The 24,398-nt window shown below is 66.6% G+C and carries 21 protein-coding genes and 1 riboswitch; of the genes, 15 read left to right on the top strand and 6 right to left on the bottom strand.

Annotated features, from left to right (window positions below; all coding sequences use genetic code 11):
* Positions 1 to 1,467, bottom strand: coding sequence for a M81 family metallopeptidase (locus tag BLA15945_RS08325; RefSeq protein WP_059235158.1), 1,467 nt, complete (start codon positions 1,465 to 1,467; stop codon positions 1 to 3).
* A 126-nt stretch (positions 1,468 to 1,593) separates the two neighbouring features.
* Positions 1,594 to 2,586 (bottom strand): ATP-binding protein, encoded by a 993-nt coding sequence (locus BLA15945_RS08320; protein WP_059235160.1) that lies wholly within the window; start codon positions 2,584 to 2,586, stop codon positions 1,594 to 1,596.
* A gap of 262 nt (positions 2,587 to 2,848) precedes the next feature.
* On the opposite strand from BLA15945_RS08320, the gene BLA15945_RS08315 reads away from it, so the two are divergent.
* The 9 genes from BLA15945_RS08315 to BLA15945_RS08275 all read left to right on the top strand — a co-directional run bounded on the left by BLA15945_RS08315 (position 2,849) and on the right by BLA15945_RS08275 (position 15,331).
* Positions 2,849 to 5,227: a TonB-dependent receptor gene (locus tag BLA15945_RS08315; RefSeq protein WP_174992031.1), complete on the top strand. Its 2,379-nt coding sequence runs from the start codon at positions 2,849 to 2,851 to the stop codon at positions 5,225 to 5,227.
* Positions 5,228 to 5,246: 19 nt separating this feature from the next.
* On the top strand, positions 5,247 to 6,890 hold the full coding sequence (locus BLA15945_RS08310) for a serine hydrolase domain-containing protein (RefSeq protein WP_174992030.1): 1,644 nt from the start codon (positions 5,247 to 5,249) through the stop codon (positions 6,888 to 6,890).
* A gap of 1,094 nt (positions 6,891 to 7,984) precedes the next feature.
* Positions 7,985 to 9,010, top strand: a complete 1,026-nt coding sequence (locus BLA15945_RS08305; RefSeq protein ID WP_059235187.1) for a LacI family DNA-binding transcriptional regulator — start codon at positions 7,985 to 7,987, stop codon at positions 9,008 to 9,010.
* 77 nt (positions 9,011 to 9,087) lie between these two features.
* A complete protein-coding gene (locus BLA15945_RS08300; protein ID WP_174992029.1) occupies positions 9,088 to 10,116 on the top strand; it encodes an ABC transporter substrate-binding protein in 1,029 nt (342 codons plus the stop codon).
* Between the two features lie 17 nt (positions 10,117 to 10,133).
* Positions 10,134 to 10,958 carry an ABC transporter permease gene (locus BLA15945_RS08295; RefSeq protein WP_174992028.1) on the top strand — a complete coding sequence of 275 codons (825 nt, stop codon included), beginning with the start codon at positions 10,134 to 10,136 and terminating at the stop codon, positions 10,956 to 10,958.
* A 10-nt stretch (positions 10,959 to 10,968) separates the two neighbouring features.
* Positions 10,969 to 11,865: an ABC transporter permease gene (locus BLA15945_RS08290; RefSeq protein WP_174992027.1), complete on the top strand. Its 897-nt coding sequence runs from the start codon at positions 10,969 to 10,971 to the stop codon at positions 11,863 to 11,865.
* 13 nt (positions 11,866 to 11,878) lie between these two features.
* A complete protein-coding gene (locus BLA15945_RS08285) occupies positions 11,879 to 12,910 on the top strand; it encodes an ABC transporter ATP-binding protein (RefSeq protein ID WP_174992026.1) in 1,032 nt (343 codons plus the stop codon).
* Positions 12,911 to 12,996: 86 nt separating this feature from the next.
* A complete protein-coding gene (locus tag BLA15945_RS08280; RefSeq protein WP_059235198.1) occupies positions 12,997 to 13,821 on the top strand; it encodes a phosphodiesterase in 825 nt (274 codons plus the stop codon).
* A 310-nt stretch (positions 13,822 to 14,131) separates the two neighbouring features.
* Positions 14,132 to 15,331 (top strand): MFS transporter, encoded by a 1,200-nt coding sequence (locus tag BLA15945_RS08275; protein ID WP_059236836.1) that lies wholly within the window; start codon positions 14,132 to 14,134, stop codon positions 15,329 to 15,331.
* Positions 15,332 to 15,352: 21 nt separating this feature from the next.
* Here BLA15945_RS08275 and BLA15945_RS08270 read toward each other — a convergent pair whose 3' ends face one another.
* Positions 15,353 to 16,516, bottom strand: coding sequence for an EamA family transporter (locus BLA15945_RS08270; RefSeq protein WP_174992025.1), 1,164 nt, complete (start codon positions 16,514 to 16,516; stop codon positions 15,353 to 15,355).
* Positions 16,517 to 17,051: 535 nt separating this feature from the next.
* Here BLA15945_RS08270 and BLA15945_RS08265 point away from each other — a divergent pair.
* Both BLA15945_RS08265 and BLA15945_RS08260 read left to right on the top strand, forming a co-directional pair.
* Positions 17,052 to 17,405, top strand: coding sequence for a type II toxin-antitoxin system RelE/ParE family toxin (locus BLA15945_RS08265; RefSeq protein ID WP_174992024.1), 354 nt, complete (start codon positions 17,052 to 17,054; stop codon positions 17,403 to 17,405).
* Positions 17,402 to 17,683 (top strand): helix-turn-helix domain-containing protein, encoded by a 282-nt coding sequence (locus BLA15945_RS08260; RefSeq protein WP_174992023.1) that lies wholly within the window; start codon positions 17,402 to 17,404, stop codon positions 17,681 to 17,683. The genes BLA15945_RS08265 and BLA15945_RS08260 overlap by 4 nt, the downstream gene beginning before the upstream one ends.
* 25 nt (positions 17,684 to 17,708) lie before the next feature.
* Here BLA15945_RS08260 and BLA15945_RS08255 read toward each other — a convergent pair whose 3' ends face one another.
* The 3 genes from BLA15945_RS08255 to BLA15945_RS08245 form a co-directional block, all read right to left on the bottom strand.
* The gene (locus BLA15945_RS08255) at positions 17,709 to 18,497 is read right to left on the bottom strand and encodes a molybdopterin-dependent oxidoreductase (protein ID WP_059235206.1); all 789 of its coding nucleotides are present in this window, start codon (positions 18,495 to 18,497) and stop codon (positions 17,709 to 17,711) included.
* A 29-nt stretch (positions 18,498 to 18,526) separates the two neighbouring features.
* The gene (locus BLA15945_RS08250; RefSeq protein ID WP_059235208.1) at positions 18,527 to 19,159 is read right to left on the bottom strand and encodes a cytochrome b/b6 domain-containing protein; all 633 of its coding nucleotides are present in this window, start codon (positions 19,157 to 19,159) and stop codon (positions 18,527 to 18,529) included.
* A 75-nt stretch (positions 19,160 to 19,234) separates the two neighbouring features.
* A complete protein-coding gene (locus tag BLA15945_RS08245) occupies positions 19,235 to 19,507 on the bottom strand; it encodes a pentapeptide MXKDX repeat protein (RefSeq protein WP_048251308.1) in 273 nt (90 codons plus the stop codon).
* A gap of 270 nt (positions 19,508 to 19,777) precedes the next feature.
* Positions 19,778 to 19,894, top strand: a riboswitch (TPP riboswitch).
* Positions 19,895 to 20,018: 124 nt separating this feature from the next.
* Between BLA15945_RS08245 and thiC the strand changes: the two genes are divergently transcribed.
* From thiC to BLA15945_RS08225, 4 genes are all read left to right on the top strand, one after another.
* On the top strand, positions 20,019 to 21,950 hold the full coding sequence (thiC, locus tag BLA15945_RS08240) for a phosphomethylpyrimidine synthase ThiC (RefSeq protein ID WP_059235212.1): 1,932 nt from the start codon (positions 20,019 to 20,021) through the stop codon (positions 21,948 to 21,950).
* Positions 21,951 to 22,183: 233 nt separating this feature from the next.
* Positions 22,184 to 22,396, top strand: a complete 213-nt coding sequence (locus BLA15945_RS08235; RefSeq protein WP_059235214.1) for a glycine zipper 2TM domain-containing protein — start codon at positions 22,184 to 22,186, stop codon at positions 22,394 to 22,396.
* Positions 22,397 to 22,607: 211 nt separating this feature from the next.
* Positions 22,608 to 22,862 carry a hypothetical protein gene (locus BLA15945_RS08230; protein WP_059235216.1) on the top strand — a complete coding sequence of 85 codons (255 nt, stop codon included), beginning with the start codon at positions 22,608 to 22,610 and terminating at the stop codon, positions 22,860 to 22,862.
* A 143-nt stretch (positions 22,863 to 23,005) separates the two neighbouring features.
* Positions 23,006 to 23,932 carry a DMT family transporter gene (locus BLA15945_RS08225; RefSeq protein WP_059235218.1) on the top strand — a complete coding sequence of 309 codons (927 nt, stop codon included), beginning with the start codon at positions 23,006 to 23,008 and terminating at the stop codon, positions 23,930 to 23,932.
* The last annotated feature ends 466 nt before the right edge of the window (positions 23,933 to 24,398 follow it).

The raw sequence follows: 24,398 nt of genomic DNA, 5'->3' as shown, positions 1-24,398 counted from the left end.
TCACATCCCCGTCGCAAACGGATTCGACACGCGCGGCCAGTAGTTGAGATCACGATGCCGATAGTCCAGTCCGGCAAAATCCGTCGAGAGCGCGCCTGGCGCAGCGATATGAAATACGGCCTTCGCGCGCGGCGCGAAATCGGTTTGAAAATGCTGCGTCGATTTCACGATCACCAGCTTCTTGCCGGCGAAGTCGATGCCAAGGCCAGTGAATGCGTCCACGCCCAGCACCTGGGTGCGAACCGATATCAGCGCGATGTCGAGCCCGTTGTCGGCCTCTACCCACACCGCGCGGCCAAGCGGCTGCTCGAGACCCATGATGCTTTGCGCATGATGCTCGACCACACCGCGCACGGTGACGCGCAGGTCCACCGGGTCCCCGGAGTACACACTGCATTTACCGCCGATGCGCAGAGTCAGCGTTGCCCCGACACCGGCGTCCCTGCAAATCTGAATGGCACCGAGATCCCAGAAGCACCCGATCGCGACATCGGCAATCCGTCGCTCGACCACGCGACGCAGGATGAACGTGCTGTCGCACGGCGCGCCACCGCCGGGATTGTCCGCGACATCCGCCAGCACGACCGGGCCGCCCTCGACGGCCAGCGCACGATCCAGTCCGGAATCGATATCGAGCCATGCGGGGGCGGTCGCGTCGCGCAGTTCCCAGAACTCGCGCGCCAGTTGCGCCGCCAGCGCCTCGGCCTTGACAGGATCGTTGTCCGTCACCACCCAGAGTTTCGCGCCGGCTTCCGGCACGTCGCCCCACGGGAACCCGTGGCCGAGCGACACCGACAGCACGCCGTCGTGCCCTTCGAGCGACTGCATGCGCCGGACGAACCCCGCCATCGGTTCGCTCGTCGTGTGCCAGGCGCCGACCATCCGGCAGTCGGACACGCCGATCGTCGGACGGATGCGTCCTGCCGCCATATCGAGCGCCAACCGGTAGGCGTCGCGCGCCCGGTCGATGGCGTCGATATGCGGATACTCCTTGTAAGCAATCAGGACATCTGCCGATGCCTTCATCCGTTGCGTGAAATGACAGTGCGGGTCGAGCGTGACCAGCACTGGAACGTCCGGTCCGACAACGGCGCGAACGCCGGCAAGCAGTTCACCCTCGCAATCGTCGTAACCCTCGGCCACCATCGCTCCGTGCAGCAGCAGGATCACGGCATCCAACGGCAACGCGGCCTTTACGCCACCGAGAATTTCGTCCCTCAGGGACTCGTAGACCGCACGAATCGTGCGGCCGGACGGCTGGGCTTCGGCACACAGACCTTCAACGATTTCATGGCCGTCACCCTCCGCGAGGCGCCGCACTTCCGCGAGCACGTGACCCATGCCGTCAGGCTCGCGCAAACTCGCGTCGCCGTGAAAGACGGTGCTCTCTTCGAAGCCGCCCCAACCGGTGGGGCACGGTGCGAACGTATTGGTTTCGGTCGAAAGCTGGGCCGTATATAGCTTCATGGTGAAGTCTGCCGAATAGGATTGAAGGACGTGAAACGACTATAAGCACGCGCTGTTTCCGCTTTGTGAGCAATCTGTATCAAGCGTGAAACAGAGCTGCGCCGACGGCCGCCCCGGCCGCCCGCCCTATCGACGCGGCAACGTGACCTGTGCCACCAGCCCGCCTTCCGTCCCGTTGCGCAACACCAGTTCCCCGCCGTGACGTTTCACGACGTCGTTCGCGATGGCAAGGCCCAGCCCCGTCCCGCCCGTGTTCCTGTTGCGAGAACTTTCCACCCGGTAGAACGGCTCCAGGGCCCGCTCCAGTTGCGACTCCGGTATGCCCGGGCCGTGATCGGCTATCTGGATGCGCACACACGACGGCGCGTCGAACAGACGGATGTGCGCGTCCTCGCCGTATCGGATCGCATTGGCAACCAGATTCGTCAGGCAGCGTTTGAGGCCGAGCGGTTGAGCGGATATCGGCGGCACCTCGCCGCTGATCGTCACCTTTTGACCGTGTTCGGCCGCATCCTCCGCGATTGCATCGACCAGTGCATTGATGTCGACCGGACTGAACGCCTCGACCACTTCTTCATTGCGCAGAAACGACAGGGTCGCCTCCAGAAGCTGCGTCATCTCGTCGATGTCGTCTCTGAGCCGCTCACTCAATTCGGTATCCTGAGCGGATCGAAGACGCAGCTTCATGCGTGTCAGCGGGGTACGCAGATCGTGCGACACGGCGGCAAGAAAGCGGTTGCGCTCACTCATTTGCCGCCGCAGCGACGCCTGCATCGTGTTGAACACGCTGGCGGCCTGACGCGCCTCGACAGGGCCGATTTCCTCGATGGGCGGCGCATCGATATTCCTCGACAACTCGGCGGCCCCTACGGCCAGCGAGCGGAACGGAGCGGCCAGCATGCGCGCGCCGATCCATGACGAGATCAGTGCCGGCATGACCTGGATCATCACGGCGGCGCCCCACTGCAACGATGCGCTCATCCCGGGAGGCGGTTTGAACGGAGCGGTGCTGTAGAGCTTGAAGAGCAGCAGGCCGGCACTGATCTGCATCACGAGGATGATCGAGATCATCACGAAAAACAGGCGGTAGAAGGCTGAATCGAAGCGGGGTCTGTGCATGGTCCTGGCCGACAGCGAGCGATAGTTTCAATTATTACCCGTGAATGTAGGCGCCATGTGTGCCCTTTATTGCAAACCCGAAACAAGTCGTCGTCCCGGGTCCGCCCCGTCTGCCTGCCTGTCCGCTCTTCGCCCTCCCCGATCGTTTGTATCAGCGACGATACAAACGCCACATGAACCAGAAATAACCGGCACTTACCGTTCACCCTGAGTTGCGCGACGCGGCACCGCGTTCAGTAGATCGCAAAATCAGGAGGAGACAATGGTGAAGATGAAAAACCGGACGAAGCACACGGCGGTTTCGGCAACGCTACCGCTGCGGCACGGCGGGCGTTACGCCCCCCTCTTCGTCGGACCGGTATTCGGGTTGGTATCGTTGGGCGTCCACGCGCAGGAACAGGCGCAAACGCCCATGCAGGCTCAACAGATCGCCGCGCCCGATGCGGCGTCCGCTGCGACGCCTGCCACTGCGTCCGGCACCGCGGTGCCGAATGCCCCTGCAGCCGAGCTGTCGAAGGCGCAAGGCAAAGGTGGCGCGACGCTCAATACCGTCGTGGTTACCGCGACACGCCGACGTGAGCCGGCTCGCGAAGTACCGATGCAGGTCAATGTGCTTTCGGCCGACGAACTGCAGAAGAGCGGCGCGAAAACGATGTCCGACTATCTGTCCTCGGAGCCGGGTGTCGACTTGAACGCCAGTGGCGGCAGCGGTTCCGGTCAGGTCAGTATCCGCGGCGTGACGACAGGCATTCAGACAGGGCCGACGGTCGGCATGTATATCGACGACGTCGCGTTCGGCGGCAGCACCTTGTTCTCCCAGAGTGCAACGTTCGCGCTCGACATGAGCCTGCTCGACCTCAATCACGTTGAAATCCTGCGGGGTCCGCAGGGCACGTTGTATGGCGCGGGTGCGATGGGCGGCCTGCTGAAATACGTGACCAACGAACCGGACTCGGGGCAATTTTCCGGGCAAGTCGGCACCGGCGTGTCGGGAACCGCGCATGGCGGTGTGAGCGGAACGGCCAACGCAGCGTTGAATATCCCGCTGAAGACCGACGTTGCTGCGCTGCGCGTTTCCGTCTTCGGGCAGCACGACGGCGGTTATGTCGACGCAGTGGGCCCCGTGGCCGGCTCCCACATCGATCGTGGCGACACCTACGGCGCCCGCGCGTCGTTGCTACTGACGCCGACCAGGGATTTGACGGTCCGGTTGACCGCGGTCTCGCAAAACATCAACCGCAACGATCCGAACTACGTTGAATACGGCCCCGACGGGCAGCCGGTCCGCGGTGACCTGACAACGCAACAGTTCGCCCCGCAACCCTTTCACCAGAACATTCAACTCTATTCGGCCGGGGTGGAATACGAACTCGGCTGGGCGCGCCTGAACTCGATCACGTCGTATCAAAGAATCAACTCGAGCGCGCCGCAAGACCTGACCGGCGTCTATGGGCCGCTGTTTGCCGCTCAGGGGCTGAACCTGGGCTCGGTGGTGGCGAAGGATGTCGCCACCACGAACAAGGTTACCCAGGAGTTTCGCCTGACCTCCCCGGGCAACCGGCGGCTCGAGTGGCTGGCCGGACTCTTCTATACGCACGAGCGCAGCACGTTGAACGAGGGCTTTCTGACGACGTTGCCGGACGGCACGCCCGGCCCCAACCTGTCGGAGATCCAGGCGCCCAGCACGTACAACGAGTACGCGGCATACGGCGACCTGACTTATCACCTCACGCCGCGTCTTTCGCTGACCGGCGGCGTCCGGATCGCGCACAACACCCAGACCTATGACCAGACGACCTCCGGTACGCTTGCCGGCCCGACACAGACCGTCTCGGCGCCGTCGTCGGACACCAGCAAGACCTACATGTTCACCGCGCGCTATGCGCTGACTTCCAACAGCAATGCGTATGTCCGCATCGCCAGCGGATACCGGCCCGGTGGCCCGAATGCACTGCTGATCGATCCCCTCACCGGCGTACGCGCGGCGGGTAGCCCGACCTTCGCGCCCGACACGCTGTGGAGCTATGAGGCCGGCTACAAGGCCGATCTGTTCGACAAGCGGCTATCGCTGGAGACGTCTGTCTACGACATCGAGTGGAAGAATATCCAGCAGCTCGGCACCGTCGACGGCGTCAACCAGGTCATCAACGCCGGCAACGCGCGAATCAAGGGCCTGGAGTTCTCCGGCACGTTCCGCCCCGGCCCGCATTGGAACTTCAGTGCGAACCTGTCGCTCATCGACGCCAGCTTGACGACAGGCAATGCCAGCGCGGGTACGACCGCGGGCGCACCATTGCCGAACTCGGCCAAGTTCGCCGCGACACTCTCGGGCACCTATCTGTTCACCGCACACGGGTATCCGTCGTATGCGGGTATTACCCAGCGCTTCGTCGGTCGGCGCCATAGCGGGTTCGACGCCAGCTCCGGCCGGCCGGACTACCCGTTGCCCGGCTATGCAATCACGGATCTGCAAGCGGGTGTGGACTTCAAGAAGTTCAGCCTGGCGTTCTATGTTCGCAACCTGCTCGACCGTCGCGCGTTGATCGCGGCCGGTACGTCGCTGATGCCGCTCGGCGGCCCGGCGCTCGTCAGCGTGATTCAGCCCCGCACGATCGGCGCGGCGCTTACCGTTCCGTTCTAATTCATATGGATAACTTACAATGAAACAAGAATCGCGCGACATCGTGAAGCAACTGGATGCCCTGTTCGAACGTTTCAACAAGTGCGACGAACCCGGCCTCGTCGTGGCCGTGGCCCATCGCGGCGAAGTCCTCTACCGGCGAGGCTTCGGCATGGCAAGCCTGGAGCACGGCGTCGCCAATACACCGGCCACACGCTTGCGCATCGGCTCGACGAGCAAGCACTTCACCTGCCTCGCCGCACTCCTGCTAGCCGAAGACGGCAAGCTCGACATCGACGCCGGAATTCGCACGTACGTGCCCGAGCTGCCGCCGCTGTCAGGCGCCCCCAGCTTGCGCCAACTGATGACGCATACCGGCGGCTACCGCTGCTATCTCGACCTCACGCTGCTCGCGCAAGGCGTGGCGACGCTGCCGCGCGGTGGCGCGCTGGCGGCGGAAGTCCGGCAACGCGACGTCAATTTCCCGCCGGGCGAACGGATGATCTACTGCAACGGCGGATATCACCTGCTGTCGCTCGCGATCGAACGGGTCAGCGGCATCCCCTTCGAGACGTTTCTGAAGGAACGCATCTTCAATGTGATCGGCATGGCCGATACGGAGTCGGTCGCCGATGACATGCAAATCCGCCCGCGCATGGCGACCCAGCATGTGCCGGATGGAAACGGCGGCTTCATGCGCGGCCTCTTTCCGACATGGGAAGTGCTCGGCGAAGGCGGGATCGTGTCGACGGTCGACGACATGCTGCTCTGGCTCGCGCATTTGCGCAGCCCCAAGCGTCTCGGCAGCGAAGCAAGCTGGCGCCAGATGCTGGCCAAACCGCACTATTCGAGCGGTGCGGAAGGCGTCTATGCCCTCGGGCTGATGCGCACGCCCCATCGCGGCGTGGAGCTGCTGCATCATGCCGGCGGTGTGTTCGGTGGCGCCTGTCAGATGTTGACCGTGGCCAGCCACGCACTGGATGTCATCGTGCTCACCAACGGCGCCGCGGCCAATCCGGTTGAACTGGCTACGCAGATCGTCGATATCGTTCTGGGCGATGCGATCCTTGGCGCGAAGCTTGCCGCGCCCCTGCAAACTGCCGGGCACGAAACCTTGCTCGGCAAGTACCACTCGCGCGCGTCCGGGACGTATTGCGTGATCGGCGATCACGACGGGCAGGTCATCGCGAGCTTCCATCACGTCAAGCAGATGCCCCAGCCGCTCATCGAGACGGAGGCCGGGTTGCGGGTTGACGACGGGGCCGGCGGCGCGCTGCTGATCAAACCTAGCGCGTCGACGGCAGCGGCACGCGTGACGGCGCTCGAATTGGTGGACTGCGGCCACGCGGAGACGCTCGAGCGCTTGCCCGATCACGCACCGCCATTCGCCGATGCGTCGGCAGGCCTGGCCGGTACGTATCGCAGTCACGATGCTGCGGCACGTGCGACGATCGCCGTGACGAACGGCGAACTCACCATGACCATGAACGGCGTCGCTGGCAGTGTCGGTTACCGGCTGGAGCCCGTCGCCGACGACATTTTCACGTTCGACCCGGCCGGTCAGCTGGCCGTCATGCACGGCGTCTTGACGGTGGAACGCTCGGGAAACGAGGTGACGCGCTTTCGCATCGACACGGCGCGCACGCGCAATCTGAACTTCATGCGCGAGCGGTGTGATTCATAGACATCGCGCCGCATCCCGGCGTGCCGTTTTCGTTGAGCGGTGGGACTCGCGGCCCCGTCAGGAGGCGCAAGTTCCACCACGTGCCGGTAGTGTTCGCCGAGGGTGGTGCCGACGCGCCATTCGCGTTGCCGGCTCCGCTCCCTCGTTTCGCCGCAAGCCATCCCCACCTCGTCCGCAAGAGACGTGATTTCGCGCGGCTCCGCAATACGATCGACAGGCGTCTTGCCATCGAGTGCGCGATGAAGGCCCAGGCCAGCGCTGCGCGCTGCACACCTGTGAGTCCCGCACGCCCCCGACCTACACCGGGTAATCGATGCCATGCGCAACCCCGTGCGCAATGCTGGGGAGCTTGGAGAAAGCGTTGTGCGGAAACCGGAAGGCACAGCCCGCCGATAGTTGTTGAATCCTTGATGGACAAGGATCTCGACGCTCGATGTCGATGCGCGTGGATAGTCGTGGTGCCGGGGACCGGACTTGAACCGGCAAGCCAGTTAAGGCGGCGGATTTTCGTCACACTGCTTCTTTCAAAGCCGGCGTCGCGTAAGCGTAACCGTTCGTGCGCTGGACTATGCCTTCACCGTCGCGCGCGGGCGTGACCGCTGCCCGTGCGCCTTAGGCGCCCCCCGTCTAGTCTCTACACCTTCCTCGCGTGTGCCGCGAGGCTTGGCTCGGCGTTGCCTCGATGCGCGCATCAGGGGTTTCACCGAATTTGAAGGGTTCTGCACCGACCGTTTCCGACCGGGCACTCAATCGTTTAAGTCCGCTATGTTTACCAATTTCATCACCCCGGCAAGAGGGCGGAGGCGATTCTACCATTGCTTGCGCATGCGTTCCCTTATTCTGCGCCGCCGCATCGCGACACCGGCCGCCGTCGCACGGATTCCGCCCGCGGATTCGACACCGATACGACACCGCCAGCGATTTCCTCCCGCGCCGCACCATCCCCGATACAATCGAGTCCGCGTCGTCCGGCGGCCCCAACCGTCAGACGTTTGTGTCGTGCTTTTTGCGAAACAAGCGTCGCGTGCGTCATCGCGAAGTCACAAACGTTTTCGATAATTTTCCAGCCGAAAACGTTTACATCGCGTTATTTCATGACCTCGACCATCAAGGATGTCGCTGCCCTCGCGGGCTTCTCGATCGCCACCGTTTCACGTGCGATCAATGCACCGCATACCGTCAGCCCCGCCACGCTGCAAACGATCCGCACCGCGATCGACACGCTGCAGTTCCGCCCGAGCCCGCTCGGCCGCCAACTGCGCGGCGAGCGTACGCGGCTCGTCGGCGTCGTCGTGCCGACGCTGTCGAACCCGGTGTTCGCCGACTGCCTGCAAGGCATCGACGAGCTCGCGACCGCGGCCGGCTTCAAGCTGATCCTGATGACGACCGAGTACGACGCGGCGCGCGAACGCCACGCGATCGAGACGCTGCGCGAGCAGCGCGTCGAAGGGCTGATCCTCACCGTCGCCGATGCGGATACGCACCCGCTGCTCGACATGCTCGACCACGACGGCCCGCACTACGTGCTGATGCACAACGACACGCAGCGCCGTCCGTCGGTATCGGTCGACAACCGCCGCGCCGCCTACGACGGCGTGCGGCTGCTGACCGCGCGCGGTCACCGTCGCGTGCTGATGCTGGCCGGCTCGCTCGCCGCGTCGGATCGCGCGCGCCAGCGCCATCTCGGCTATGCGCAGGCACTCGAGGAAAGCGGCGTGGCCACGCTGCCGCCGGTCGAAGTCGACTTCAACGCACCTGAACTGCCCGACGCGGTGCTCGCGCATCTCACCGCACATGCAACGCGCCCGACCGCCCTCTTCTGCAGCAACGACCTGCTCGCGATGGTCGTGATGCGCGGCCTGCGCCGCGCGGGTTTCTCGATCCCGGACGACCTGTCGGTGCTCGGCTTCGACGGCATCGCGATCGGCGAACTGCTCGCGCCGCCGCTCGCGAGCGTCGCGACGCCGAACCGCGACATCGGCCGCCACGCATGGCAGCGTCTCGTCGAATGCATCGGCGGAACGGCGATCGAACGCACGTCGATGATCCTGCCGCATGCGGTGCGCGACGGCGCGACGGTCGCGCCGCCGGCCGCCGAGCTGCACCTGCGCGAGGCCTGAACGCCGGTCGCGCCGCTACGCACACGAACAACCACGCCACCACACCAGCGCTACACCCACTCGCCCGGAGACCCACCGTGTCCCTTCGCCTGACCTCGCTGCTGCGCGCGCTCGCCGCGCCGCTCGCCTGCGCCGCGCTCATCGCCGGCGCACCCGCCGCCCACGCCGACGAAACGGCGATCTGCTACAACTGCCCGCCCGAATGGGCCGACTGGGCCGCGCAGATCGCCGCGATCAAGCAGAAGACCGGCATCCGCGTGCCGTTCGACAACAAGAACTCCGGCCAGTCGATCGCGCAACTGATCGCCGAGCAGAAGAGCCCGGTCGCCGACGTCGTCTACCTCGGCGTGTCGTCGGCGTTCCAGGCGAAGGACAAGGGCGTGATCGCGCCGTACAAGCCCGCGCACTGGAACGACATTCCCGCGAACCTGAAGGATCCGCAAGGCTACTGGTTCGCGATCCACTCGGGCACGCTCGGCTTCTTCGTGAACAAGGACGCACTCGACGGCAAGCCGGTGCCGCGCTCGTGGGCCGATCTGCTGAAGCCCGAATACAAGGGCATGGTCGGCTATCTCGATCCGTCGAGCGCGTTCGTCGGCTATGCCGGCGCGGTCGCCGTCAACCAGGCGCTCGGCGGCAGCCTCGACAACTTCAAGCCGGCGCTCGACTGGTTCCGCAAGCTGAAGGCAAATGCGCCGATCGTGCCGAAGCAAACGGCGTATGCGCGCGTGTTGTCCGGCGAGATTCCGATCCTGCTCGACTACGACTTCGATGCGTATCGCGCGAAATACAAGGACAACGCGAACGTCGAGTTCGTGATTCCGAAGGAAGGCACGATCGCCGTGCCATACGTGATGAGCCTCGTGAAGGGTGCGCCGCACGACGCGAACGGCAAGAAGGTGCTCGACTTCGTGCTGTCCGACGAAGGCCAGAAGCTGTGGGCCAACGCGTACCTGCGTCCGGTGCGCGCGCAGACGCTCGGCGCCGACATCGCCGCGAAGTTCCTGCCGGCAAGCGAATACGCGCGGGCGAAGTCGGTCGACTTCGGCAAGATGGCGGCCGGCCAGCAGGCATTCGGCCAGCAATACCTGCAAGTGATGCAGTAAGCGGCAGGACGCAACCGATGCTCGACCTGACTTTCCCGCTGCGCTGGCGCGTCGCGCTCGTCGCGCCGGCGCTTGCGGTGTTCGCCGCATTCTGGCTGCTGCCGATGGCGGCGCTCGTGCAGGTATCCGCCGACGGCGCGTTCTTCCCGCGCTATGCGGCGCTGCTCGGCAATGCACGCTACATGAAGAGTCTCGGCGAGACGGTCGCGCTGTCAGCGGGCGTCACGCTCGCGACGCTCGCGCTGTCGACGATCTCCGGCCTGCTTCTCGCGCGCCGCGAGTTCGCAGGCAAGCGCGTGCTGCTCGCGCTGCTCACGTTTCCGCTCGCGTTTCCGGGCGTCGTCGTCGGCTTCATGGTGATCATGCTCGCCGGGCGCCAGGGGCTGATCGGGATGCTGTCGGCGAAACTCACCGGCGACAAGTGGGTCTTCGCGTACTCCGTTGCGGGCCTGTTCATCGGCTACCTGTACTTCTCGATTCCGCGCGTGATCGTCACCGTGATCGCGGCCGCGTCGAAGCTCGACGCGTCGCTCGAGGAAGCCGCCCGTTCGCTCGGCGCCTCGCCGTGGCGCATCTTCATCGATATCGTGCTGCCCGCGCTCGCGCCGGGCCTGATCGCGGCCGGCGCGATCTGCTTCGCGACCGCGATGGGCGCATTCGGCACCGCGTTCACGCTCGCCACCGACCTGAACGTGCTGCCGATGACGATCTATACCGAGTTCACGCTGAACGCGAACATCGCGACGGCGGCCGGCCTGTCGATCGTGCTCGGCATCGTCACCTGGGCCGTGCTCGCGCTCGCGCGCCGCTTCACCGGCCACACCGCCGCCGCCGCGGCCTGAGGATTCCCGCATGCCATCGCTTTCCGGCTCTTCCGCGCCGTCACCGGCGCCCGCTCCCGCGCAGGCACGCGGCGCCGCACGTCGTGCGCCGCGCGTCACGGGCGCGCGCGCGATCGCCGCGCTGCAATGGGGCGTCACGCTGCTGCTGTGCGCGTTCCTGATCGTGCCCGTCGTGATGTCCGTGCTCGCGGGCCTGACCGTCAACTACTTCCGCGGCGTGTCGAGCGGCCTCACGCTGCGCTGGCTCGAACAGGTGTGGCAGCAGTATCACGGCTCGGTCGCGCTGTCGCTCTACGTCGCGTTCGCGACGCTCGCGATCGTGCTCGTCACCGGCGTGCCGGCCGGCTATGCGCTCGCGCGCAGCAAAAGCCGCGTCGCGCGTGCGATCGAGGAAGCGCTCGTGCTGCCGGTCGCGCTGCCCGGCCTCGCTTCGGCGCTCGCGCTGCTGGTCGTGTACGGCGGCTTCACCGCGTTCCGGATGAGCCTGTGGTTCATCGTCGTCGGCCACGTCGTGTTCACGCAGCCGTTCATGGTGCGCGCGGTCGCAGCCGTCGCGGCCGGCGCCGACCTGCGCACGCTCGAGGAAGGCGCGGCGAGCCTCGGCGCATCGTTCGTCACGCGCTTCGTCACGATCGTGCTGCCGAACCTGCGGCCCGGCATCGTCGCCGGTGCGCTCGCCGTGCTCACGCTGTCGATCGGCGAATTCAACCTCACGTGGATGCTGCATACGCCCGACACCAAGACGCTGCCGGTCGGGCTCGCCGATACCTACGCTTCGCTACGCCTCGAAGTCGGCAGCGCCTACACGATCCTGTTCCTGCTGATGACGCTGCCGCTGCTCGTCGCAATGCAGTGGCTCGGCGTCGACCCGTCCGGCACGCGCGCGCTCAAGAAGCGCTCGCGCTGAACTTTTCGCAGACATGAAACTCGATTCCACCCCCATCACCCTGACCGGCTGCGCGAAGACGTTCCGCGGCACACGCGTGCTCGAACCGCTCGACCTGTCGATCGGCGCCGGGGAAACGCTCGTGCTGCTCGGGCCGTCGGGCTGCGGCAAGACGACCACGCTGCGCCTGATCGCGGGCCTCGACACGCCGGATGCCGGCGGTACGATCGCGTTCGGCAACGACGACGTCACCGCGCTGCCGATCGAGCGCCGGCAGGTCGGCATGGTGTTCCAGAACTACGCGCTGTTTCCGAACCTGACGGTGCGCGGCAACGTCGGATACGGGCTGAAGATCCGCAAGACCGAGCCACGCGCGTTGCGCGAACGCGTCGACGAGCTGCTCGCAATGATTCGGCTCGATGCGCATGCGGACAAACCGGTCGATCAGTTGTCGGGCGGCCAGCGTCAGCGTGTCGCGCTGGCGCGCGCGCTCGCGGTGCGCCCGCGCGTGCTGCTGCTCGACGAACCGCTGACCGCGCTCGACGCAAAGCTGCGCGACGTGCTGCGCCGCGAGATGAACGCGCTGCTGCGCGAACTCGGCGTGACGACCGTCTACGTGACGCACGACCAGGCCGAAGCGATGGAGCTCGGCGATCGCATCGTCGTGATGGGTGCGGGCCGCATCGAGCAGATCGGCACGCCGCGCGACATCTACTACCACCCGGCGAACCGCACGGTCGCGCAGTTCATCGGCACGCTGAACCGGCTGGCGGGACAGTGGCGCAATGGCGCGCTCGAAACGACGGGCGGCGCGATCGTCACGCCGCATGCGGCCGACGAATGGTTCTTCCGCCCCGAGGACGCACAGCTCGCCGATCCCGCGCATGCGCCGCTGCGCGGCGCGGTCGGCGCATGCGCATTCCTCGGCGAACGCACGCGGCTCACGATCGAGCATGCGGCGCCCGACGCACTCGTGATCGACGTGCCGGGCCGCGTCGCGCTCGCGCGCGGCACGGCGGTCGGCCTCACGATCGCCCCGGAAGGCCTGATCGCGCTCGGCGCGTAATCCGTCGTTCGGGCATCATTCATGCAGACCCCACCGCGGCGCACGACGACGCCGCGACAACAACCAGACAATTCCGAGGAACGACGATGCTGCTTGCTCAAATCAGCGATCTCCACATCAAGCGTCCGGGCCAGCTCGCGTACCGGCGCGTCGACACGGCGGCCGCGCTCGCGCGCTGCATCGCGAAGCTGAACGCGCTCGCGCCGCGTCCCGACGCCGTGCTCGTCACGGGCGACCTGACCGACTTCGGCCACGATGAAGAGTACGGCAACCTGCGCGGGCTGCTCGAGGCGCTCGAGATCCCGTACTACCTGATGATCGGCAATCACGACGACCGTGCCGGGCTGCGCCGCGCGTTTGCCGAGCGCGCCGAGCTGCAGAACGGCGAATTCATCCAGTACGCGCTCGACGTCGGCGCGGTGCGCGTCCTCGCGCTCGACTCCCAGGTGCCGGGCGCAAGCCACGGCGACCTGTGCGACGCACGGCTCGCGTGGCTCGCCGCGCAGCTCGACGCCGCGCGCGACCGGCCCGTGATCGTCGCGCTGCATCATCCGCCGTTCGTGGCGGGCATCGGCCATATGGACAAGCTGCGTCTCGCGCCCGCCGCCGCCGAGAAACTCGATGCGCTGCTGCGCGGGCATCCGAACGTCGAGCGCGTACTGTGCGGTCACGTGCACCGCACGATGTTCGCGCGCTTCGGCGGCACGCTCGCGTCGGCGGTGCCTTCGCCTGCGCACCAGGTCGCGTTCGACCTGCGGACCGACGCGCCGTCCGCATTCCGGCTCGAACCGCCGGCGTTCGCGGTTCATCGTTACACCCCCGATACGGGGATGACGTCGCATCACGTATATGTCGATGAAGGCGCCGGCCCGTATCCGTTCTACGAACCGACGGGCGAGCTGGTCGACTGACGGCTTGCGGCTTGCGGCTCGCGGCTTGCGGCTTGCGGCTTGCGGCTTGTGACTTGAGGCTTGTGACTTGAGGCTTGAGGCTTGTGACTTGCGACTTGCGGCTCGCGGCTCGCGGCTTGCGGCTTGCGGCTCGCGGCTCGCGGCTCGCGGCTCGCGGCTCACACGATGACGGGCGGCGGCCGGTTCGCCGCACGCCCGGCAGGATTCACGTCGCTCCGGTATGATCGGCAGCCTCGACCGGCGCCCGGCCCGCCTGCGCCTCCCGGCGCGTGCGCCGCTTGCCACGCCGTCCCACTTCGTCCGCGCAGCCATGTCCACCGCCTCCACCGACCGTCCGACCGACGCCGCCTCGCCCCACTACTCGCGCAGCCTGTTGTTGCTGCTCGCGACGATCGCAGGCGTGTCGGTCGCGAACATCTACTACAACCAGCCGCTGCTCGACAGCTTCCGCGCGGCCTTTCCCGACGGCGCATCATGGATCGGCGCGGTACCAACCGCGACGCAGCTCGGCTATGCGGCCGGCATGTTCCTGCTCGCGCCGCTCGGCGACCGCTTCGATCGCCGCGGGCTGATCCTGCTGCAGATCGCCGGCCTGTCGGTCGCGCTGATCGTGGCGGCCACCGCGCCGTCGCTTGCCGTGCTCGCCTGCGCTAGCCTCGCGATCGGCATCCTCGCGACCATCGCGCAGCAGGCCGTGCCGTTCGCCGCCGAAATCGCGCCGCCGGCCGAACGCGGGCATGCGGTCGGCACCGTGATGAGCGGCCTGCTGCTCGGCATCCTGCTCGCGCGCACGGCCGCCGGCTTCGTCGCCGAGTATTTCGGCTGGCGCGCGGTGTTCGGCGCATCCGTCGCGGCGCTCGTCGCGCTCGCCGCCGTGATCGTGATGCGGCTGCCGCGCAGCACGCCCACGTCGACGCTGCCGTACGGCAAGCTGCTTGGCTCGATGTGGCACCTGGCCGTCGAACTGCGCGGGCTGCGCGAGGCGTCGCTGACGGGGGCCGCGCTGTTCGCCGCGTTCAGCGCGTTCTGGCCGGTGCTCACGCTGCTGCTCGCCGGTGCGCCGTTCCATCTCGGCCCGCAGGCAGCCGGCCTGTTCGGGATCGTCGGTGCGGCGGGCGCGCTCGCGGCGCCATACGCGGGCCGCTTCGCGGACACGCGCGGCCCGCGCGCGATCATCTCGCTCGCGATCGCGCTGCTCGCGCTGTCGTTCGTGATCTTTGCGTTGTCGGGTTCGAGCATCGTCGGGCTCGTGATCGGCGTGATCGTGCTGGATGTCGGCGTGCAGGCCGCGCAGATTTCGAACCAGTCGCGCATCTACGCGCTGAAGCCCGAGGCGCGCAGCCGCGTGAACACGGTGTACATGGTGTGCTATTTCATCGGCGGCGCGCTCGGCTCGTCGGCCGGTGTCGCCGCATGGCATGCGTTCGGCTGGATCGGCATGTGCACGGCCGGGCTGCTGTTTACCGCGCTCGCGGGCTGGTTCCACCATCGCGGCGGCCGGCGCGGCTGAGCGCGTCCGGCCACGGCGGCGTCACGCGTCGGTGCGCGACGCGGCCGGTTGTTCGACGGGCGGCGGCGCAAAGGCCGGTGCCGGGTCGATCACCGCGGCGGGATCCATCACGGCCGCCGGCGTCGGCACCGCCAGCGGAACGGCGGACGGCGCGAGGATCGGCGCCGCTTCGGGAATCGCAATCTGCTCGGGTGCGGACGCAACGTCCGCCGTCTGCGCCGGCTCGGCCGCCACTGCCGCCGCACGCGCCGCCGGTCGACGCGCCGGATCGAATACGAACGACAATCCGACGCTGCCGAGAATCGCGACGGTCGCGACCACGGTCGCCATCGTCACCGGCTCGCCGAGCAGCAGCGCACCGAGCGCAACCGCGACGATCGGGTTCACGTACATGCAGCTGCTCGCGATGATCGGGCTCGTGTGGCGGATCAGATAGCCGTACGCGACATACGCGGCCATCGTGCAGAACACCATCAGGTACAGGAACGCGAATACCGGCCCCGCCATCACGTGTTCGATGCGTTCGCCGATCAGCCAGGCGACGAGCGTCGACATCAGGCCGCCGAGGCCGATCTGGAGCGACGTCGACAGGAACAGGTCCGACGGCAGCTTGAGCCGCGTCGCGAGGTGCGCGCCGCCTGCCCAGAACAGCGCGCCGGCCAGCACGCAGATCGTGCCGAGCGCCGAATTCTGGGCGGCCGCGCCCCCCGAGTTCAGCACGACGATACCGACCATCCCGAGCGCGACGGCCGCCCACTCGCCCTTCGTCACCGGCCGGCCGGCCACCGCCGCGATCACCGTCGCGAACAGCGGCACCGTGGCCACCATCACCGCGGCCGAGCCACTGCTGACCGAGCTGATCCCGAGCGCGATCGTGCCGGACGACAGCGCGACGAGCATCGTGCCGACGATCCCCGCGTTGCGGATCTCCAGCAGCGTCGGCCATTCGGGCTTGCGGCGCAGCGCGAAGATGAACAGGCCGATCCCGCCGAGCAGGTTGCGCAGCCCCGACAGCAACAGCGGCGGGAACGACTGCAGCGCGAAATGCAGGCCGCTGTAGGTCGAACCCCAGACGAAATAGATGAACACGAGCGCCAGCGCGACGCGGCCGCCGCGGCTTTGCGGCAGGCGGATCCGGAACGAAAAGCGGGCGAGGAAATCGAGGAGGCGGTCGAGCGGGGTCATCGTGCAACCCGCCCGCACGTCGCGCCACGTGCTCCGCTGAGAGACGCCGGCGATGCCGGCAAACGGTCCTGGCGGGACCGGGAAGGCAGAGCGAACGTGCGGAACGACATGGCAGTGCGAACGGCGACGAAAGAGAACCGGCAAGCGGCGGCAGAGGGACAAAAAAAATGCGCGCAACCGCTTCGGCTGCACACGCTCGGCATTATGGCATCAAGGATTCGAAAGCATCGTCAGACCTGTCTGAAAGGATAGCGACTGACGTTTCGGCGCGACATTTTTCGGCCGGCGGGCTTCCGGTCGGCGGGCCGGTGAAATCCGGGGCCGGATTCACAATGCGCGCGCGTTGCCGGCGTCGGTGCAGCTTCCACACGCAATCCATCGCATTCCATCGCAATCCGCCCCGACCGAACCAACCATCGGCCGGACGGCCAATCAAGCGCGCCGGCCGCTGCTTCGCGCTTATCGTGACGGGCGACACGCCCTCTTCTAGCGGTCCACAGCCGCCCTTCGAAACCCGTACCACCCATACAAAATTTTGTATGATTCAACCCTCCTTCCGCCGAAGCCGGTTGTTTTCGTCGGCAGCGCACCTGACGATCTTCGTGGCTTTCCGCTGCCCGCGCGGCGCGACACCGGCCACCAGATCGACCAGGTACAGCGCGGCCTTGCGCCCGACGACTGGAAGCCGATGCGCACCATCGGCGTCGGCGTGCGGGAAATTCGCCTGCGCGATGCGAGCGGCGCGTTCCGGATCGTCTACGTCGCGACATTCGCCGATGCCGCCTACGTGCTTCACTGCTTCCGGAAACAATCGGCACGCACGAGCAAACCCGATATCGGCCTGGCCGCCCGGCGTTATCGCACGCTGATGATGGAGTTGAAACGATGACCGATGAACGCTACACCAACGTCTGGGACGCAATCGAAGGCCAGCCGGCCGAAGCCGAGAACATGAGGCTGCGCTCCGAACTGATGATCGCGCTCAAGCAGCGCATCGCGCAGCTCGAGCTCAGCCAGGCCCAGGCAGCGCAACGGCTGGGTGTCACGCAGCCGCGCGTCTCCGACCTGCTGCGCGGCAAGATCAATCTGTTCGGGCTCGACGCGCTCGTGAACATGGCGGCGGCCGTGGGCCTGCGCGTCGATCTCCAGGTGCGCGAATCGGCGTGACGCGTGAGCGCGTCACGCGCGCCGCTTACGATCCGCCGAACCAGTTGTACCCCTGATCGACCCAGTAGCCGCCCGGATACGTATCGGTCACGAAGATTTCCATGATGTGCTTCGGGTTCTTGTAGCCGAGCTTGGTCGGCATCCGCAGCTTCATCGGGAAGCCGAATTCCGGCGGCAACCGGCGGCCGTCGTACTCGAGCGCGAGCAGCGTCTGCGGATGCAGCGCGGTCGGCATGTCGATGCTCTCGTAGTAATCGTCCGCGCACTTGAAGCCGACGTATTTCGCCCGCGTGTCGGCGCCGGCACGCGCGAGGAACGCGCCGAACGGCGTGCCGCCCCAGCGGCCGATCGCACTCCACCCTTCCACGCAGATATGCCGCGTGATCTGTTCCGCATGCGGCAGCGCGCGCAGTTCGTCGAGCGTCCACACGCGCTTGCCCGTTACGCGGCCGGACAGCACGAGGCGGTACGTCGACTCGTCGACGTGCGGCACGTCGTCGATCCCGTAGTACGCGTTGAACGGGAACGGGCGTGTGATGTCGGCTTCGGTGTAGGTCGGCGCGAGCCGGTCGGAACTGAACAGCCAGGCCTGCACGCGATCGTTCATGCGCGACACTTTCTCGAGGAACGTGTTGACCGACGCGTCGTCCTGCAGCGTGCAGCCGGTCAGCATCGCGAGGCCGCCGAGCGTCAGCACGCGCCGGTTGAAGAGGCGCCGAGACGGCATCTCGAGCTCGCGGCGCACATCGAGTTCGAGCGACTTCCGGTCGAGCGTCCAGCGCGGCTCGCCGCGCCTGTTTTCGGATTCCGACATGATGATTTCCTTCGCCCGCGGCTTGCGGGTCAGCGGCCGCGCAGCATCGCGAGCAACGAGCGCGGCACCAGCAGCGCCATCGCGACATGAACGACAAAGAATGCGACGAGCAGCGACATCGCCCAGAAATGCACGACGCGCGCGTTGTCGTAGCCGCCGAACAGTTCGCGCAGCAACGGGAATTGCACGGACTTCCAGATCGTGAGTCCCGACAGCACCAGCACGACGAGATCGACGATCGCGGTCAGGTACGCGGCACGCTGCACCGCGTTGTAGACGCTCAGGTCGTTGTGCGACAACCGCCCGCCCAGCGCGGCGCGCACGTCGCGCCACACGGACGCCGGCGTGACGGGCAGCATCTTGCGCGCGAAGCGCCCCGTCGCGATCGACATCGCGAGGTAGAACAGCCCGTTGACGACCAGCAGCCACATCGCCGCGAAATGCCATTGCAGCGCACCGCCGAGCCAGCCGCCGATCGTGATGCCGTGCGCGAACGTGAATGACGGATAGATCGGCGACGCGTCGTAGATGCGCCAGCCGGACAGCGCCATCAGGATCGCCGCGAGCGCGTTGAGCCAGTGGCTCACGCGCACCCATGGCGGATGGATCGGGCGTGCCGGTGGCGTCGCAGGCGCGCGATCCGTTGCAGGAACGGTTTGCATGATGAAGACTCCGGGGTGATGCGACGGGACGCGATGCGCGCGTGCAGCCGGCTGGCCGCGCCCCGCACGCATCCGTCAGTTCGACGGGCTCATTGCGTCCTTCTTCATCGCGTCGCCCTTCGACATCGCGTCGTGGCCCATCGCGTCTTTCTTCATGGCGTCTTTCTTCATCGCGTGCTTCTTCATGCCGTCCTTCTTCATCGCGCCATCCTTCGCCATCGCGTCGTGGCCCATCGCGTCCTTCGACATCGACGTGCCGTCCTTCGACATCGCATCGTTCTGCGCATAGGCGCCCGTTGCGATCGTGGCAAGAGCGGCGACGCAAGCGGCAATCAGTACGTTTTTCATGACATCTCTCCGAAACATGGGTTTGAGGAGCCGAATAGACGGACGACGTCGCGGGAAATGACAGCCGCTCTGAAAATATTTTTTATGCAGGCCGGACAACCCGTCATGCTGCACCGCTCGGCCGCCGCCGACCGGGCTGCCGGACCGATCGGCAAAGGCATGTGCTGCGGTGCACCCGGCCTGCCGCGCCGCCCGCCATGTTGCGGCTGCACCGGGATAACCACTCTACGCCCGGTTGAAACCGCCGCAAACCCGGTGTATCGTGTGCCCTTGCTAACGCGGGGGTCCTGCAATGCGTTCGGTCAAACAACCGGCATTGCGGGTGAGAAATACCCTTTGAACCTGATCTGGATAATGCCAGCGCAGGGAAGCGTACGGATTTCGCCGCCATCCTTCTGACGAAATCCGCCGCCTCACCAAGCCTCGTCTCCTGCTTAGCTCGAGCCCCACATACGTCAAGGGCTCCGGGCAAGCGCCGACGCGCCTGTCCGGCGCTCACACAGGAGATTGCATGAACGCCAATCCGAAGTTTCTGTCCGCCGACGCTCACGTCGACGCCGCCGCTGTCGCGCCGCTGCCGAATTCGCGCAAGGTTTATGTCACCGGCTCGCAGCCCGACATCCGCGTGCCGATGCGCGAAATCACGCAGGCAGACACGCCGACCGGCTTCGGCGGCGAAAAGAATCCGCCGATCTACGTGTACGACACGTCGGGCCCCTACACCGATCCGGAAGCCAAGATCGACATCCGCGCGGGCCTGCCCGCGCTGCGCCAGGGCTGGATCGAAGCGCGCGGCGACACCGAAGTGCTCTCCGGCCTGTCGAGCCGCTACGGCCTCGAACGCGCGGCCGACCCGGCCACCGCCGACCTGCGTTTCCCGGGCCTGCACCGCAACCCGCGCCGCGCGCAGGCCGGCAGGAACGTCACGCAGATGCACTACGCGCGCCAGGGCATCATCACGCCGGAAATGGAATACATCGCGATCCGCGAGAACCAGCGCCGCGCCGAATACCTCGAGAGCCTGAAGTCGAGCGGCCCGAACGGCGCGAAGCTCGCCGCGATGATGGGCCGCCAGCACCCGGGCCAGGCGTTCGGCGCCGCGGCCTTCGGCGCAAACGCGCTGGCCGAGATCACGCCCGAATTCGTGCGCGACGAAATCGCGCGCGGCCGCGCGATCATCCCCGCGAACATCAACCACCCGGAATCCGAGCCGATGATCATCGGCCGCAACTTCCTCGTGAAGATCAACGCGAACATCGGCAACTCCGCCGTCACGTCGTCGATCGGCGAGGAAGTCGACAAGATGACGTGGGCGATCCGCTGGGGCGGCGACACGGTGATGGATCTGTCGACCGGCAAGCACATCCATGAAACGCGCGAGTGGATCATCCGCAACAGCCCGGTGCCGATCGGCACGGTGCCGATCTACCAGGCGCTGGAAAAGGTCAACGGCAAGGCCGAGGACCTGACCTGGGAGATCTTCCGCGACACGCTGATCGAGCAGGCCGAGCAAGGCGTCGACTACTTCACGATCCATGCGGGCGTGCGCCTGCAGTACGTGCCGCTCACCGCGAACCGGATGACCGGCATCGTGTCGCGCGGCGGCTCGATCATGGCGAAGTGGTGCCTCGCGCATCACAAGGAAAGCTTCCTGTACGAACACTTCGAAGAGATCTGCGAGATCATGAAGGCGTACGACGTGAGCTTCTCGCTCGGCGACGGCCTGCGTCCCGGCTCGATCTACGACGCGAACGACGAAGCGCAGCTCGGCGAACTGAAGACGCTCGGCGAACTCACGCAGATCGCGTGGAAGCACGACGTGCAGGTGATGATCGAAGGCCCCGGCCACGTGCCGATGCAGTTGATCAAGGAGAACATGGATCTCCAGCTCGACTGGTGCAAGGAAGCGCCGTTCTACACGCTCGGGCCGCTGACGACCGACATCGCGCCGGGCTACGACCACATCACGTCGGGCATCGGCGCCGCGATGATCGGCTGGTTCGGCACCGCGATGCTGTGCTACGTGACGCCGAAGGAGCACCTCGGCCTGCCGAACAAGGACGACGTGAAGGAAGGCATCATCACGTACAAGCTGGCCGCGCACGCCGCCGACCTCGCGAAGGGTCACCCGGGCGCGCAGGTTCGCGACAACGCGCTGTCGAAGGCACGCTTCGAGTTCCGCTGGGAAGACCAGTTCAACATCGGTCTCGATCCGGACAAGGCGCGCGAATTCCACGACGAGACGCTGCCGAAGGATTCGGCGAAGGTCGCGCACTTCTGCTCGATGTGCGGCCCGCACTTCTGCTCGATGAAGATCACGCAGGACGTGCGCGAGTTCGCGGCGCAGCAAGGCGTGTCGGAAACCGAAGCGCTGAAGAAGGGGATGGAAGTGAAGGCGGTCGAGTTCGTGAAGACCGGCGCCGAGATCTATCACCGTCAGTAAGCACCCGCGGCGATCCGCACCGGAATCGCCTCGCGATGCACGAAGCCCGCTTTCGAGCGGGCTTTTTTGCGCATGTCGTGTGCCTGCCGATGCACGGGAAACAATTGATTACGAAACCGCGCGAGCCTTAACAAGTCCTTACAGCAGCCCCGCCAGGCGGCGCGTAGATTGGGGGCATGCGTGGCCGCCAGCCGGTCACGCGCCCTCCATTCACTACCACAAGGACAACGATCATGATTTCGATTCGGCGTATTGGGGTATGCGCTCTCCTCGTCACGACGGTGGCCAGTCTGTCGGCCTGCGATTCGATGACGAGGCGTCAGCGCGACACGGCAATCGGCGCGGGTGTCGGCGGCGTCGCCGGCGCAGCGATCGGCGGCAGCGCGCTGTCGACGCTGGGCGGCGCGGCAGCCGGCGGCATCATCGGTAACCAGGTCGGCAAGTAAGCCGCCGGTCACGGCCCGCCGCGCAATGCGCGGCGGCAGCCTGGCCGGTCCAACGGCGTTTCCGCGATGCGGAAGCGCCGTTTTCGCATGCGGCACCGCAATATGCCCGCCCGCGCCCGGAAATGATCCGTTACCGTTTTGCACACCGTGTCATCGGCGCGCGGCCTAAGCTTAAGCATCTGCCGATTGCCGGCTCCGCCGGAGAGACATCATGAACAGGACCCTCGTCGCCGCGGCGCTCGCCTGCACGACGCTCGCCGGCTGCTACTACCCGTACGGCTACTATCCTGGCGGCTATTACACGGCCGCACCGGTGCCGGTGCAGCCGGCGCCCGTGTACGTCGACCCCGGCCCCGCCTACTACTATCCGGCCCCCGCGTATGCACCCGCGTGGGGCGGTTATTGGGGACCGGCGCTGTCGCTCAATTTCGGCTTTGGCGGGCGCGGCGGCTGGCGCCATCACTGACCGGGCACGGCCGTCGACGGACGGCCGCCCGGCCCCCGCAACCGGCCCCATTCCCGTTTCTTGTCGTTTCATCCCATTGTGAAACGACGGCGTGGTAACGCGGTGTAAGATTCTTCGCATCCCGTCCCCGCCCTCGCCAAACGATGTCGCCCAAGAATGCTTTCCTGCTGACCGTGCTCGCTGCCCTGTGGGGCGCATCATTCCTGTTCATCCGGATCGGCGTGGTCGATTTCGGCGTCGCGCCGCTGATGGCCCTGCGCGTGGGCATCGGTGCGCTGTTTCTCACCGGCTTCGCGCTCACGCGCTTCAAACCCGCCGACCTCGGCACCCGGTTGCGCCGTCACGCGTGGCCGCTGTTCGTCGTCGGCGCGCTGAATTCTGGCATCCCGTTCTGCCTGTTCGCGTTCGCCGAACTGACGCTGTCGGCCGGCCTGACGTCGGTGATCAACGCGACGACGCCGCTGTGGGGCGCGCTCGTCGCGTACCTGTGGCTGAAGGACAAGCTGTCGCTGCCGCGCGCACTCGGCCTCGTGATCGGGTTTGCCGGCGTGCTCACGCTCGTGTGGAACCAGATCGCGAACGCGCACGGCGACACGGGCGCCAGCGCGACCGCGCTCGCCGCCGCCGCGGCGCTCGGCGCGACACTGCTGTACGGCATCGCGGCCAATTACACGAAGCGCAAGCTCAGCGGCGTCGATCCGCTCGTCAATGCAGCCGGCAGCATGATCGGCTCGTCCGTCCTGCTGCTGCCGTTCGCGATCGCCACCTGGCCGTCCGCGCCGGTCGGCGTGCACGCATGGGGCTCGGTACTTGCCCTCGGCATCGCGTGCACGGGCATCGCGTATTTCATCTTCTTCTACCTGATCGCGCATGTCGGCCCCGCCCGCGCGATTACCGTGACGTTCGTGATCCCCGTATTCGGGCTGCTGTGGGGCGCGCTGTTCCTGGGCGAACACGTGTCGGCCGTGATGATCGAAGGCTGCGCGATCGTACTCGTCGGCACCGCGCTCGCGACCGGCGTGATCAAGCGGATTCCGGGGATCCGGCCGCGCGGCGGCGAAGCGACCTGACGGTCCGCGTGCGCGCATCGTCGCCCGGCGTGCAGCGACGGCGATGCGGCACCGGTCTGCCGACGCGCCGCGAATGGCACCGCAGCGCATCGGCATTCGTCTGACGGCGACGCCCGGCCGCCGGGATTTCCCGCATCACCCGCACATCCAGCGCCCGCAGCGCCCGCAGCGCACGGTCACGCCACCGGCATTGCGCGGGATTGTCATCGGCCGCTGCAGCGCACTTCGCTTCGTGGCGGTCATGCAAGGCGCGCACGCGTGCGGCGCGGATCGCCGCTGCGCACGGGCCGGGATGGCGCGGTGTACCGTTTGCGTCTGGAGTTTCCCTGATACGCGCGCCGCCGCAATGCCGTTACACTCGGGAAACCTATCCGCAGAAGGCGGTCTCGATGCCTCACGTTCTCTCGCGCCCGCCTGCGCATGCGACTGCATCAGCGTGGTGGGGCGCCGCCGCTCGCTCCCGGGC

The sequence above is a fragment of the Burkholderia arboris genome (assembly GCF_902499125.1).
GTDB classification, from domain to species: Bacteria; Pseudomonadota; Gammaproteobacteria; order Burkholderiales; family Burkholderiaceae; genus Burkholderia; species Burkholderia arboris.
The sequence above is the reverse complement of the archived record's forward strand: the minus strand, read 5'-3'. Positions and strand labels throughout refer to the sequence as shown.

Excerpts from the sequence above, each read along its gene's own strand:
- BLA15945_RS08325 (WP_059235158.1), bottom strand. The coding sequence starts at position 1,467 with ATGAAGCTATATACGGCCCAGCTTTCGACCGAAACCAATACGTTCGCA.
- BLA15945_RS08320 (WP_059235160.1), bottom strand. The coding sequence starts at position 2,586 with ATGCACAGACCCCGCTTCGATTCAGCCTTCTACCGCCTGTTTTTCGTG.
- BLA15945_RS08315 (WP_174992031.1), top strand. The coding sequence starts at position 2,849 with ATGGTGAAGATGAAAAACCGGACGAAGCACACGGCGGTTTCGGCAACG.
- BLA15945_RS08310 (WP_174992030.1), top strand. The coding sequence starts at position 5,247 with ATGAAACAAGAATCGCGCGACATCGTGAAGCAACTGGATGCCCTGTTC.
- BLA15945_RS08305 (WP_059235187.1), top strand. The coding sequence starts at position 7,985 with ATGACCTCGACCATCAAGGATGTCGCTGCCCTCGCGGGCTTCTCGATC.
- BLA15945_RS08295 (WP_174992028.1), top strand. The coding sequence starts at position 10,134 with ATGCTCGACCTGACTTTCCCGCTGCGCTGGCGCGTCGCGCTCGTCGCG.
- BLA15945_RS08290 (WP_174992027.1), top strand. The coding sequence starts at position 10,969 with ATGCCATCGCTTTCCGGCTCTTCCGCGCCGTCACCGGCGCCCGCTCCC.
- BLA15945_RS08285 (WP_174992026.1), top strand. The coding sequence starts at position 11,879 with ATGAAACTCGATTCCACCCCCATCACCCTGACCGGCTGCGCGAAGACG.
- BLA15945_RS08280 (WP_059235198.1), top strand. The coding sequence starts at position 12,997 with ATGCTGCTTGCTCAAATCAGCGATCTCCACATCAAGCGTCCGGGCCAG.
- BLA15945_RS08275 (WP_059236836.1), top strand. The coding sequence starts at position 14,132 with ATGTCCACCGCCTCCACCGACCGTCCGACCGACGCCGCCTCGCCCCAC.
- BLA15945_RS08270 (WP_174992025.1), bottom strand. The coding sequence starts at position 16,516 with ATGACCCCGCTCGACCGCCTCCTCGATTTCCTCGCCCGCTTTTCGTTC.
- BLA15945_RS08260 (WP_174992023.1), top strand. The coding sequence starts at position 17,402 with ATGACCGATGAACGCTACACCAACGTCTGGGACGCAATCGAAGGCCAG.
- BLA15945_RS08255 (WP_059235206.1), bottom strand. The coding sequence starts at position 18,497 with ATGTCGGAATCCGAAAACAGGCGCGGCGAGCCGCGCTGGACGCTCGAC.
- BLA15945_RS08250 (WP_059235208.1), bottom strand. The coding sequence starts at position 19,159 with ATGCAAACCGTTCCTGCAACGGATCGCGCGCCTGCGACGCCACCGGCA.
- BLA15945_RS08245 (WP_048251308.1), bottom strand. The coding sequence starts at position 19,507 with ATGAAAAACGTACTGATTGCCGCTTGCGTCGCCGCTCTTGCCACGATC.
- thiC (WP_059235212.1), top strand. The coding sequence starts at position 20,019 with ATGAACGCCAATCCGAAGTTTCTGTCCGCCGACGCTCACGTCGACGCC.
- BLA15945_RS08235 (WP_059235214.1), top strand. The coding sequence starts at position 22,184 with ATGATTTCGATTCGGCGTATTGGGGTATGCGCTCTCCTCGTCACGACG.
- BLA15945_RS08230 (WP_059235216.1), top strand. The coding sequence starts at position 22,608 with ATGAACAGGACCCTCGTCGCCGCGGCGCTCGCCTGCACGACGCTCGCC.
- BLA15945_RS08225 (WP_059235218.1), top strand. The coding sequence starts at position 23,006 with ATGTCGCCCAAGAATGCTTTCCTGCTGACCGTGCTCGCTGCCCTGTGG.